This is a genomic window from Flavivirga algicola, from assembly GCF_012910715.1.
Taxonomy (GTDB): Bacteria; Bacteroidota; Bacteroidia; order Flavobacteriales; family Flavobacteriaceae; genus Flavivirga; species Flavivirga algicola.
On record NZ_JABBHF010000006.1, the window covers coordinates 202,381 to 215,647 of the forward strand.

The following is a 13,267-nucleotide window of genomic DNA, read 5'->3' on the forward strand; positions in this document are numbered from 1 at the left end:
GGTACTTAATCGTAAAAAAAAGCTTTTAATCGATTAAAAATCAAAACAAAAGCGCGGTTTGTCGAAAAAATAAGTCATTTAAACGGTTTTTTTAAAATTATTTTTACTATTGATATAGATTACTAACACCCCAAATCATGATTATTATGAAAAAGATTTTGAACCCCATGCTGTTTATTTTGCTATTTACGCTCTCATTAACATCTTGTAATAAAGAAGAATTGTTTGTTGAAGAAGTCGTTATTAAAGAGGAGGAACCAAAAGATAATGAAGACACAACTCCAGAGGATACAGAACCTGAGGATACGAATACAATTTTGCCATGTGATTTTACGCTAGATAATGTAGCACCAAATTCCACAATAATAATAAATTGTATTATGGACTTAGATGGTAAAACTATAAACCTTCCTGAGAATACGACCATAAAATATGAAGGAGGAGATATTATAAATGGGACACTTAATTTTGGAGATAATGGAATTATAGGAGGAGAACTATTAAATTCTACACTAACCATAGTAGGGTCGTCACCCCAAATTAAAGACCCTGTTTTCAACTTCGATCCTAAAAGATGGGGTATCGTTGAAGGTAAAGTGTCTGATGAAATTGCTAAAAAGAATAAAGATATACTAAATGAATTAATGGTTCAATCAAAAAATTTAGGAGTTACAACTTTTAAAATTGATAAACTTGACGCATATTTTAAAGTAGAAGGAGACGCTAGCAATGCCATGCCAGTACTTCAGGCTGTTAAAATACCATCAGATTTTAATTTTATCATGTCCGATAATACACATATGAGGGTACAACCTAATGATTACCCCTATAGTACCTTATTATCGATACATTTAGGTTCCAATATTGTCATAGAAGGAGGAAATCTCCATGGAGATAGAGATGAACATGATTATTCTCAATATCAAGTGCATGACTGGGGGCATTTGCTTACTATTAGAGGGGGTAATTCTGTATTAGTTAAAAATGTGACAATGATGGATGCCATGGCCGACGGTTTAGATGTACAAGGCGAAGGGCATGCCGTTAATCCAGATTATAGACCAACCAGAAATTTATTAGTTACAGGATGTAAATTCATTAGAAATAGGAGAAATAATGTTTCAATAACGGCGGTAGATGGAATGACTATAGAAGATTCTGATTTCATTGATGCTAGTATTAATACTGCAAAATCTCAAGGTACTGCTCCAGGTTGGGGACTTGATATTGAAGCATTAAAGCCAAATGAATTAGCAGAAAATATTATTTTAAAAAATAATAGAGAAAGCGGAAGTAGAAAAGGAGCTTTTATAGTTGCAATAGGGGATAGAGTAACAATTGAAGGTAATACTTTAGAAAATCCAATTGTCTTACAAAGTGCAACAGAATGTGTCGTTAGAAACAACAATATTGTTGCTAAGTCGGATATTATGAAGTCCAACGGTTCGGGAATCATCACTGGGCGTGCAGATAGAGGTAGTGCAGTACATAGCAATAGTGTATATGATAATACTGTTGCAGATTTTTCAACAGGTATAACAGTGGCAAATTCAAATATGAAAGTCTATAATAATACTATTAATAACTGTGGAAGAGGTATAGCCATAGAAGGTGTTGCTGGTGTTGAAAACAGTGAAGTCTATAGAAATACTATTAAAAGTAATGCGGATAGAAGTGCAGGTATTTCAATGGCGGCAGAAATAAATAATGTGATTGTTAGAGATAATAATGTGGACGTTGTAAGATTTGGTGTTGTTTTTCAGAATGTAAATAACACTGCTAGCTCCGTAAATTATAAACTTGAATTTAAAGGAAATACGATCGTAGGAGGTAATACAACGACGATGACTACTTCCAATAATATTGATTTAATTGAAAATTCTTTTAATAAAAACTTTGAATTTTATACTTGCTCAAATTTAAATATTATTGGCAATACGGTTACATCAAATAGTAAACCGCCATTATACTTGAGAACTGAAAATTCAAACATAGCTCTTAGAGGGAATATAATGAGTGCGCCACAAAATGTGGAATGTATAGATATATTGGAAGGGTCTGGTAACGATATTAATTCTATTGTTATGGAAAATAATTCCTGTAATTAAAACAACAATAAGCAATTATAAATACAAAGACACGGGCACATCAATATTGATGTGCCCGTGTCTTTTATAAAAGCTTATAAAAAAACCTATTTGGCACCCAGAGAAGCTACTAAAAAGTGGTAGTATCTCACCAAGTGTGAAAAGATTAAAAAGTCAAACCTTCGGTGTTTATTATTTACACACTTACAGGATAATGTCTTTAATCCTTTCCATATCTTAATTGTAAATCTGTTTGTTGACAAGGTATTTAGGTTTGTATTTTGTTTTTATTCCTCAAAGATACTTAGCAGTTTATTTTCTAGATTTTTATCTCTTTCTCTTTGCTCAAATAATTTATCTAATGCTTTGTTTGCTAGTGATTTGTAATACGATATCTTTTCTTCTGGGTTCTCTTTTATCAGTTTTTTAAAGGTTTTACTAGCCTTTTCTATATCTTCATTAAGCACATAAGCAGTTGCTAAATATTCCCAAGCATACATTTGACTATACGAAGATAATTTATGATAAATAGATGTTAAGTGCTCACAAATTTTTAAAAATTCCGGGTAATTTGGTTTGTGGTTTTTATAGATTAAGCAAAGGTTTAAAGTGCCTGCCTCTGTGGGTAGAATTTGATAACAACGCCTCCACCATTTTTCTGCATTGTCATAGTCCTTTAATCCATTATACCATAGTCCCAAATAATTACATGCGCTTTCATGTTCTTTAATTGCTTCTGTTATCTTCTTTGATTTTTTCCCAGTGTACGGTTTAATGTCTTCTAAGTATGGTTCAAGACTATCTATGGCTGCCTTGTTACGGATTTCCTTGCTTTCATTTTCTTTTTCAACCAATATATGTCGTGCTTTAAACAGCTCCTTGCTAATATCACTTTCACTAGGATAATTTGGGAGAGGATTAATACCAATCTGCTTGAAAAGAGTTTTTCCAGGTTCAGTGACTTCTTTATCCCAAAGCGATAACAACAATTTTTTATTTTCATCGGTAGTAACAAAATCGGCTATGACTTTTTTACGAATTTCTACTTCAGGAACTACTCCTTTATACATAGGAACTGTACATTCCTCGTTAAAATCGCCAAAGCTCTTCATAAAGACCGAGGCTCCTTTCATGATATAAGGTTTAATTTCCGTATCCTCTAATAATTTTTGAGCTATAGTCGCCAGCACGGCACAATACTGAAACATCTCAAAATCTGTACTGTATTCATAATTTTTTTCCCATGCTTTATTTAGTGTTGGCGGCCCCCAAAGGTCTTCAACACCTTCCAAAACCTCACTACCAGACGATTCATCTATTTTATTTTTCAGGACTTGCATCTCATCTTTAGAATAAATTCCTAACGCATAGTCAACAGCATCATAATCATTATCATCATCATCATAATCCAGATATTGGTTTCTTAAAAGAGCTATTTTTTTTATAGATTCTTTTTCATAATTCACCACCTTTTTTAAAAATGTAGATTTGTATTCTTTGAATAGGTATTGGGTGATCTCTTCAAACCATTTCATTTCTTCTTTCATTTTATGGTTTTAATAATTGTATTTGTTAGTTATTTTAAGCGTAAATATAATTAAAATTTGAAGTTAGTTTTATCCCTGAAAACCGTGATATATTTTTTAACAATCTTTAGAAATAAATAAATGGTAAAGGTGAGGGCTTTTTACTGAAATTATAGAACAGTGATAAGAAATATACCCGCTAATGGGTATTTTTTGATTGCTTGTATGAAAATACATTTGTCATAATTATTAACCATTAAAAATTAAAATTATGTTTATTAATAAGGCATTTGTTTACTGTGGGCTATTTTTTCTTTTTTCATCATTTTTATATGCGCAAGATTCAAAAAATTATAACGGTAGTTTAATTGAATATTTAACAGAAGCTAATCTTAATATAGAAACAAAAATGATTACAGAATACTGTAATTGTTCCGATAAAAAAAGCTTAGTCATACTCTATCAAGAAACTGCTATAGGTTTTAACACTATTTTAAATAGGTACATATCAGAGCTGACCCTACTTCGTTCGAAAAAAGCCATTAAAAAATTCAACATAATTAATAGTAATAATTGGTTAAGAACAGATCCTTTCATTAAGTCTGCATCAAAAGCATTAGCGAAATTTCAAAGATTTTCTGGTTGTGATAGTAATAGGAGAGGGTTTTTACCATCATCCGTAGCGATTTCTGAGATTGCAGGGATAGCAGATACCATTATAGGCCTTATTAACTCAGCTAAGGAAAGAAAAGATGTTCAAAAAGAACAGCTTATAAAGATTCTAGAAACGCTTAAAATACCATCCATACAATCTTATGAATGCAAAAATGAGAACTAATAAAACTAAAATAATCGAAATAACCAGAGCGTGTTATTAAAAGATGCTTAAATAGTAAAAGAGATGAAAAAAACATATAAAATAAGAGGTAAAGAAATTAGTGTAGAGAAAATAGATAGCATTAAAGCAATTAAGCCATTTTTAAATACACGAACTAGTTTTGAAAAAGTAATTAAAGAAGTAGATCCATATGCACGCGAAACTTTTGAAACACTAAAAAAGAACCATAATACGGAAGTAGATAATTTAGAAGCATTTGCAAATGCAGGATGGGTTTTTGTAGCACCTAAAGCGGGTGTATTATCCAGTAGCAGACAATTTGATAAATTACGTGATGATTCTTTAGAATCTATACATAACGTTTACACAAATGAAACTGGCGGCATATTTATTGACACGAATAGCCTTATTATAAAATTTCGGCCTGAAGTAGGTAAAAAAGGTCTAAAAAAGATACTTAGTGATCATGCATTAGGAATAATTAGGGAATTAAAATTTGCTCCTAATCTATTTGAGGTGGAATTATTTGAAGGAGAAGATATAATAGATAAAGCCAATGAAATGAGCGGAATAGATGAAGTCATCTATATTGAACCTCAAATGATTTCATATATTGCCCAACGATTAAAACCTTCAGACCCCTATTATGGAAAACAATGGCATTTAAATAACAATGGTACCAATGGTGGTAAATTAGGAGCTGATATTAAAATTGAACCTGCTTGGAAAATTAGTCAGGGTAGAGGAGTAAAGTTAGCAATTATTGATAATGGTTTTGATGTCCAACATACAGATATTAATCCGTCTATTTATCAATTGTCAGCTGGTTATTTTTTACAAAATGGGTATTTTCGTAACTCTTTAATAGGTTTCCCCGATAGCAATCATGGTACATTTTGTGCAGGAATGGCATTGCCACGTATAAATAATCTTGGCATTGTTGGTTCTGCCAATGAAGCAGAGTTTATACCCATTGCATGTCTTCCCGACCAGGTAGGAACACAGAGCACATTAGCTCGTTCTGTAGCATATGCAGCTAACCCAAATTTAGAGGTATCACATTTAACCCCAGATAAGGGAGCAGATGTTATTGCCTGTAGTTTAGGGCCAAATGGAGCAAATTGGACGATGGAATCTGTTCTGGAAGATGCAATAAACTATGCAACAACTTATGGGAGGAATGGTAAAGGTACACCTGTTTTTTGGGCTGTTAGTAATGGTAACTATACCATAAATGGAAAAGATGGTACAGATGAGGTGAGTGCTTACGAGAAAACTATAGCTGTGGGTCGTTCTAACAAGAACGATTTGGAAGATGGATCTGCTTATGGAGCTGAGCTTGATTTTTTAGCTCCAGGAGCAGATGTATTTAGCTGCAAATCAGGTAATAAGTATGGAATGGGTACAGGGACTAGTTATGCCGCTCCATTAGCGGCTGGCGTAGGGGCACTTTTAATTGGAAAAGACCCAAACTTAAGCTGGCTACAAGTACGGGATATTATTCGGAAATACTGTGATAAGGTAGGAGGTGTTACATATGATGCCTCTGGTCATAATCCTAAATATGGTTATGGTAGAATCAATGCTTATGAAGCATTGAAATAGGATGATGCCAACTCTTATTAGCATTAAGGGATGATATACGTCTGATTAAATAACTAAAATCAAAATTTTTAATATCATGAAAGTTTTTATAAAATATTGGTGGCTATTGCTGCTACTACTAATTGTAACATTGATTTTTTTTATGAAATTCAATGAGATAACCCCTGGTACTGAATGGCGTAATGAGCCAGAAAAAATCTTGGCGGGAATGGCTGCTGGCTTAATCGTTGTAGGAACACTCCTAGATCAGTTTATTGCTGTATTTTTTCGGGAAAATGAAGAAACGCAAATAAAAAGAAGAATAGTTGAGTCAAGACTGTATGCGTATCAGGAAAAAAGAAGAATGAGAAGAAAAGATATTCTTAGAGAGGAGTTGAACAATCGTGATGGTAATAGATCTGAAACCATTAACAGACTAGAAATAGAGTCCAATGCTCTAGAAGCTTCCATCATTAAGGAAAAAGAGCAGATATCTAACCTTAATACAGAAAGAACAACTTACATACAAATGGTAGCTTTTGGTATAGGTTTAGTGTTAGCCACAGCTGGAATTAGGACACTCACACCATTTATTGTCATACCTGACGAGGCTACAGGTTTAAATTTTAAACTCTTATTTTTTTGTGACATTTTATTCACAGCAGCACTACTTTCTGGAGGCACAGCGGGCATTCACCAGTTTTTAGACATTATTAGAGATTCATGGAAACGACATGGAGTTACTACTTAGCTCAAAAGTTTTTAACCACAACAGTATCTTGAAGCAAAATGAATAAAGGTAAAGTTCGAGTTAGTTTTTGTTGAATACTTTTTTAAACAAAGATGTAGGAGAAAATGAAGCTTAAATAATTCAGTAACTAATCTCTATTTTTATTACTTCGGATAACAAAAACCACCAAGCCAATTACTATTGCAGTAATAATACCAATAATCCAGTAAAATATTGTGGTTACACTTGAAGCCAAGTCATCATTAAGAATAGGAGTATCAAAACGGTTATTTTTTGCTTCGCTTTTTGGGATATAAATATAATAGGCTATAATTTTTTCTACTTCTTTGATTTTGGTATAGTAATCTTCAAAATCTTCAGGTTTTACATAGTTACTTTTATTTTGATAGTCATAATTAATATACAGAATATCTTGTGCAGCATTCATTTTAGACTTCATCGAAAAATCGAAACTTTTAGATTTTATGCTAATATTATCTTTAGTAATACGCCATCGGCTTGGTAGTTTAACCGTAATTTGATGTTTTTTATGTGTCGGATAGTATAATGCAAATGGTGTTTTTCGTTCTTTTTCATTAGGAGAGGCAAAAACGTCCAAAATACTGTATGGCGTAAATTCTACAGTAATGTTTTTATCTTTTCCAATCATTGGCGTCCAAATATTATTGATTTTATACGACTCTTCAACAAGTATTTTATTAGCTAAGCTGTCGTCATCAAAAATGGGGTCTTTTAAAATTTCAACACCATCATAAAGATTGTCATAATAGTTTTTAAAATCTTTACGTACGGAAGATATACTACTCGATTTATATCTTGCTCGTATGATATCAGCTTCGGCTTCTCGATACACCGTCATAATGTTTAGAGTACCTGGTCCACCAACAGTAGGTAAGTCGAATGTGTCAAACACTTCTACCAAATCTTCGCTTTTAGGTGTAATATGTTCTAAAGAAGTAACTCCATTTTTTATGACCAAAGCTTTTCCGTAATTTGGAAATGAAACCGATTCGTAACTCCCAAATTGATTGTTTGTTGTTGGATCGTAAAACAAATTAGTGTTCGTACTATCCACAACTTTTACAACGACATGGTCAAATACTTTTGGTGATGGTAAAAACTGGTGAAGTGATTCACCATAAATTGTATTAATCAATACAGGATAAGCCTTAATACCCATACTGCGTAGCATGGTAACCATGAGCCAACTTTTATCTTTGCAATCTCCAAAACGTCGTTCGAGCACTTTGTTTGGTGAAAAAGGTTTGTATGCGCCAATGCCAGATTCTAAGCCTAGGTACCTAATTTCATCTTGCACAAATTTGAGTGTAGCCGAAATACGTTGGCCTTCATATTCAGAGCTATTTTTTATTTGCTCAATTTTCGCTTGAAGCGATTTTGATGGTTTTACATTATCTTGATATATATTCAACGCCCAATCTACAACAGCATCCCAAGTTTCAAAATCGCTAACAAATACGTTTTGGTATGGCAAATACCAACTGGGGGTATTCTCTTCAAACGTTGGGGGTTTTGTTAAGGTTGTGGTCCAATTATAAGTTGTATAACCGTTCTTATGTGCTATTTTGGGCTCAATATCCGAATTTAGTGTCTTGTATACTAGTTTCTTATTAGATATTAGATAATAATTAATTTTGCCTACGGGCTGAAAATTGTTTAGTGTTGTACCTCCAGAAAAATGATTACCATGTATGGGGTTAAAACCTTTAACGGTGTAGCTTATATCTACAATATCACCATTACGAATATCGGTTAAATTAGCTATGGCATTAAGGCTACCGTTGTAAATATAACTTTCTGCATTAGACTCTTGCCTTATGTTTTGAAAATCATTAATATTAAGTTTATTAATGATTTTTCCATTTCGTAATACCGTTATGTTATGTAAGAACAACTGCTGGTATGTAGGATCATAATTAATAGATATTGACGAGCCATCTTGCACACCAACGTTATCTGTTATTTTACGTACTACACGGATATACCGTTCTTTTTTGGGAATATGGATTTGCTCATCATCAAGTAATGTAAGTAACCCGTATGAAATCTCGTTTAAGTCAATATCTGGATTTTTATCATAAGATTGATTCAAGACCCATTGTGGTGTGTTACTAACTTTTATTTGAGCGTAACAAATACTAAAACTAAAAAGAAAAATGACAGTAAAAAAGTAGTGGTTAATGGTTTTAAAGGTCATGCACATTGATTAGAAAACAAATAAACTAAAAATATTTCGTAAATCAGGGCAACATAGCGTATATAATTTAAAATGAAAGGTTTATTGAATGGCTGTTGACATTATATAACTTCAGTTAGGCACCATAAAATTTAGACTTTTTGTTTTAATATTCAATGAAATCCATTTTTCAAGGGGCAAAAGGGTAGAGACCAAATGTAAATATGGTATAGTTATCAATTATTTTACAATTTTGCTAAAGCTTCCAATTTTTCAAATACTAAAACCTTATACATAGCACTCACAGGAACTTCATTATTTTCAATTTGCAAATAGGTTCTAGTTGCCTTTGTCACCCTGTCTAAATTGGCAATGTAAGATTTATGTGTACGTTGGAAATTTTTAGATAATAATGTTGAGATATTGATAAGCGTTTCGGTAATCAGGTACATTCTAGAATCTGTAAAGATTTTTAAATAATTCCCAAAACTTTGGATATACAGAATGGATTTAAATGAAATGTTAACGGGCAAACCATCATGTTTTATTTGAAGTTCTTCATTTTTAGTATGTGCTTTAGATTCTGTTATTTTTGAAGTTGGGACTTTGTTTATTGCTTTTAAAAAACGTTCAATTTTTATTGGTTTTAATAAATAATCTACCACACCATAGTCATAACTTTCTAATGCATATTCAGAATAAGCCGTTGTTAAAATAACTTTAGGTGGATTCAGCATAGAACGTAAAATTTCCATACCATTAAGCTCTGGCATTTCTATATCCAAAAAAATAAGGTCAAGGTCATTTTGCTGAGCAAAATTGATAAATTCAAGCGGATTCCCAGTACTTAATACTATTTCAAAATTATCAATTTTAGAACAGTAATCTTCTAATACTTTACGAGCCAGTATTTCATCATCTATGATACCAATTTTAATCATTACCTGTGTTTTGTTATTGAATCTTTTAAATCAATAGATAAATTTACACGATATTTTTCTTCCAGATCATCAATTTCCAATAAATGAGAATTAGGATATAACAGATTTAAGCGTCTTTTCACATTCTCAAGCCCCATTCCTGTTCTTTTAGATTCAGAAATTACTGAAGGTTTTGAGTTGATCACAGAAAAACGAAGGGTGCTGTTTTTAATGGAAACAGAAATGTCTATAGCACTCTGTTCATTAGTACTTTGAGCACCATGCTTAACAGCATTTTCAACGAATGGAATTAGCAACATTGGAGCAATTTTTAAGTTCAACAAATCGCCTTCAATAAAAAACTCAACATGACAACGTTTACTCAGTCTTTTTTCTTCGAGCAATACATAGTTCTCTATAAATTCAAGTTCTTCTTTTAATAAAACTGTGTCTTTTTTAGAACTCTCTAATTGATACCTCATTAATTCTGACAACTGCATAACAAGATCTGGCGTTTCAGGAGATTGCTGTCTAGAAAGGGCATAAATACTATTTAAGGAATTAAATAAAAAATGAGGATTCACCTGGGCTTTTAAATAATTAAGTTCCATGCCTTTCTGCAGCTTTTCTTTTTCGTCATTGTCTCTACGAAAAATCACATTTCTTCGTAAAAAGAAAGCAGCCATACCAGTTCCAGTTGTATAGATAAGAAAAAAGAACATTTTAGAAACACCATACCAACCAGATACATGATGCCACTTCAAATAAGAACCAAGAAATATGCTTCCAATAAGAAGTGTACCGAATAAAAAATATCTCTTCTTATCAAAGAGATAAGGAATAAAGACAAAGTGGTTTATCCAAATGACAACCATAATAATAACGGCATAATTAAGCCCATGTGTATAAATAGGAAAATTTGTGTCAAGCTTATCTTTTATTAACCACATACTCAGTATTTCAAGCATAGCAACCAATAGAAAGGCGCCTGCATTAATTAGTATGGTATCGGTTAAAGACTTTTTAAACATCAACGTTGTTATGAGTGCTATTAAAAGTGTATAAAGATACTATCTATAAATACAGATTTCCATAATTTCTTTACAAAAGCAGTATATCAATGACGAAATGGTGTTGTCATTTAACTGTTCAATACATCCTGTTTATGATTTTAAACATGGATTATACGATACTTTTATCCTATAGTTGTCATTCATAGCAAAACTCATACAAAAACAAATTAACATGAAAACTCTAATAATTAAAAGCGCAATATTGGTATTGGTAATAGTTTTAAGTGCTTGTAACAATGAGACATCAGAAATAAAAGAGAATGTTACTTCAACTGATGAGCATCTATACTTTGGGTATAAGCTACCAGGGCTAACGCCTGAAGTTTTTATTCCTAAAAAAAGTGCTTCTCAAGATTGGACATTAGGTAATGCAGACGCTTTAGATATACAGGAGTTTTACTTTACCTATACGGGAAATAATCCCTTTGAGCCAGCTGTTGTAGTTTATAAACAAGGCGGTAACTCCTATAAAACCAATAAATACTCATTTCGCCATAGAGGCTCTAAAAATAACAACATATTATATTCAAGACACAACTATATTGAGCGTACGGTTTCGGGTTGGTCAAAAATGAAAAGTCTGGGCGCCATGTTTGACAGAGACGATTGGGGTATTATGGTCTTGTCGGTTTCTGATAAAGGGACGATCGTTTTTGATGATTATAAAAATAATGATGTTATACGTATGTCAAGGATTGTAGACGGTAAGCGGGAAGCACCAAAACTACTTGGCAAGCAGATTAACTCGGGTAAATGGACAGCGCATCCCTTTATAGCACCAGATGAATCCTTTTTAATATGGGGTAGCGAACGAGAAGATGGCTATGGTAGATCTGATAATTATATCAGTTTTAAACAGCAGGATGGTTCATGGGGACCCGCTGTAAATATGGGAGATAAGATAAACTCAGAATTGGTAGAAAATGGTGCCTTTTTAACACCAGATGGAAAATACCTGCTTTTTTCAAGGTCTGAAGAAAAAGTAAGGGAAGACGGAAGTATCTATTGGGAGTCAACAAAGTATTGGGTTGACGCTAAAATCATTGAAGCGCTAAGATCTAAAAAATAATCTACTGCCATTTAAGTAATGAAAATCATGAAAAACAAAACAATATTATTACTTCTAATATTACTTATACTAACAAATAGTGGCTTTACGCAGCAAACTAATAGCGTTGCACCAGAGGCTACAATAGCAGAATCCAGGCTTTCATTCTGGGAGATACCGTATCTTAAAAAAGCTTTTATAAATGCAGTACCCGCAGATAGAAATGATGGTGTTCCTGTAGGCGAATTAGGTGTTGACGGAGGTAATAAAGCTATGATGCTTAAGCTGGCACAAGAGATTGCAGACAATAAACATGATCCTTTTGATAGCTTTCTTATTGCTTACAAAGGCAAGTTGCTTTTTGAATCTTATTATAGAAGAGGCCGTATCAATCTACCTCATTTTCAAGCGTCAGCAACTAAAGCTTATACCTGTTTAGCACTTGGTCGTGCTATCCAGTTGGGATATTTGACCATGACCGATTTAGACAAGCCATTAGTTAGTTTTCTTAAAGACATAGACACAACAAATTTGGTTGATGGTGCAGAAAAGATAACGTTACACAAGGCAATGACAATGTGTTCTGGCATTCGTATCAGTAAAGAACAGCGAGAAGCATTTAAGAAAACTCCAGCTCAATTAAAAAGTCAAAAACAAGTTCAAACCTTTCTTGAACATAGTGCACCTATTACAACAGCATCTCAAAGCTTTTTATATCAAGACGACCCAAGGTTAGTCATGCAGGTTATTGAAGCCCTTGTGCCTGAAACCGCCAAAGATTTTATCAAAAAAGAACTTCTTGATAAAATGGACATATCAACTTATGGTTGGGAAACCGATGTTAACGGTCTACCAAGGTCGGGAAGTCGATCTAGTATGACATCGCGTGATATGGTCAAATGGGGCATCTTAACTGCCAACAAAGGTAAATGGAATGGAGAACAACTTGTTCCAGAAGCCTTTATCAACAAAGCAACTAGCAGGATGCTCTATACTGGCGATGATGACGTTTACGGTGGTGGTACAGATGTCTCAAATCAAGGATACGGTTATTACTGGTGGAGTGCTGATTTAAAATATGGTGATAAAAGCTACTTCTGCGTATCTGCACAAGGGGGTGGTGGCCAATATATCATTCTAATTGAAGAACTTGATTTAATGGTTGTGGTTACTTCTCATGAAAACAATAACAGCACCTTGCAAATGGTTGCAGAACGCGTCTTACCAGCTTTTATTAAGTAAT

10 protein-coding genes are annotated in these 13,267 nt (G+C 33.1%); 6 read left to right on the plus strand and 4 right to left on the minus strand.

What is annotated here, in order from left to right; genetic code table 11:
- The first annotated feature begins 146 nt into the window (after positions 1 to 146).
- Positions 147 to 2,108, plus strand: coding sequence for a right-handed parallel beta-helix repeat-containing protein (locus tag HHX25_RS12010; RefSeq protein WP_169673618.1), 1,962 nt, complete (start codon positions 147 to 149; stop codon positions 2,106 to 2,108).
- Positions 2,109 to 2,374: 266 nt separating this feature from the next.
- Here HHX25_RS12010 and HHX25_RS12015 read toward each other — a convergent pair whose 3' ends face one another.
- Entirely contained in the window at positions 2,375 to 3,634 is a 1,260-nt protein-coding gene (locus HHX25_RS12015) for a tetratricopeptide repeat protein (RefSeq protein ID WP_169673620.1), read from the minus strand.
- Positions 3,635 to 3,884: 250 nt separating this feature from the next.
- On the opposite strand from HHX25_RS12015, the gene HHX25_RS12020 reads away from it, so the two are divergent.
- The 3 genes from HHX25_RS12020 to HHX25_RS12030 all read left to right on the plus strand — a co-directional run bounded on the left by HHX25_RS12020 (position 3,885) and on the right by HHX25_RS12030 (position 6,786).
- Positions 3,885 to 4,451 carry a hypothetical protein gene (locus tag HHX25_RS12020; RefSeq protein WP_169673622.1) on the plus strand — a complete coding sequence of 189 codons (567 nt, stop codon included), beginning with the start codon at positions 3,885 to 3,887 and terminating at the stop codon, positions 4,449 to 4,451.
- A 63-nt stretch (positions 4,452 to 4,514) separates the two neighbouring features.
- Positions 4,515 to 6,056: a S8 family serine peptidase gene (locus HHX25_RS12025; RefSeq protein ID WP_169673624.1), complete on the plus strand. Its 1,542-nt coding sequence runs from the start codon at positions 4,515 to 4,517 to the stop codon at positions 6,054 to 6,056.
- A 76-nt stretch (positions 6,057 to 6,132) separates the two neighbouring features.
- Entirely contained in the window at positions 6,133 to 6,786 is a 654-nt protein-coding gene (locus HHX25_RS12030; RefSeq protein WP_169673626.1) for a hypothetical protein, read from the plus strand.
- Positions 6,787 to 6,913: 127 nt separating this feature from the next.
- Here the strand turns inward: HHX25_RS12030 and HHX25_RS12035 are convergent, their stop codons facing one another.
- The 3 genes from HHX25_RS12035 to HHX25_RS12045 all read right to left on the minus strand — a co-directional run bounded on the left by HHX25_RS12035 (position 6,914) and on the right by HHX25_RS12045 (position 10,934).
- Positions 6,914 to 9,004 (minus strand): DUF3857 domain-containing transglutaminase family protein, encoded by a 2,091-nt coding sequence (locus tag HHX25_RS12035; protein ID WP_169673630.1) that lies wholly within the window; start codon positions 9,002 to 9,004, stop codon positions 6,914 to 6,916.
- Positions 9,005 to 9,228: 224 nt separating this feature from the next.
- Positions 9,229 to 9,924, minus strand: a complete 696-nt coding sequence (locus tag HHX25_RS12040; protein ID WP_169673634.1) for a LytR/AlgR family response regulator transcription factor — start codon at positions 9,922 to 9,924, stop codon at positions 9,229 to 9,231.
- Positions 9,924 to 10,934, minus strand: coding sequence for a sensor histidine kinase (locus HHX25_RS12045; RefSeq protein WP_169673637.1), 1,011 nt, complete (start codon positions 10,932 to 10,934; stop codon positions 9,924 to 9,926). The genes HHX25_RS12040 and HHX25_RS12045 overlap by 1 nt, the downstream gene beginning before the upstream one ends.
- 214 nt (positions 10,935 to 11,148) lie before the next feature.
- On the opposite strand from HHX25_RS12045, the gene HHX25_RS12050 reads away from it, so the two are divergent.
- Both HHX25_RS12050 and HHX25_RS12055 read left to right on the plus strand, forming a co-directional pair.
- Entirely contained in the window at positions 11,149 to 12,045 is an 897-nt protein-coding gene (locus tag HHX25_RS12050) for a PD40 domain-containing protein (RefSeq protein WP_169673641.1), read from the plus strand.
- Between the two features lie 27 nt (positions 12,046 to 12,072).
- Positions 12,073 to 13,266 (plus strand): serine hydrolase domain-containing protein, encoded by a 1,194-nt coding sequence (locus HHX25_RS12055; RefSeq protein WP_205958036.1) that lies wholly within the window; start codon positions 12,073 to 12,075, stop codon positions 13,264 to 13,266.
- Position 13,267: the final 1 nt, after the last annotated feature.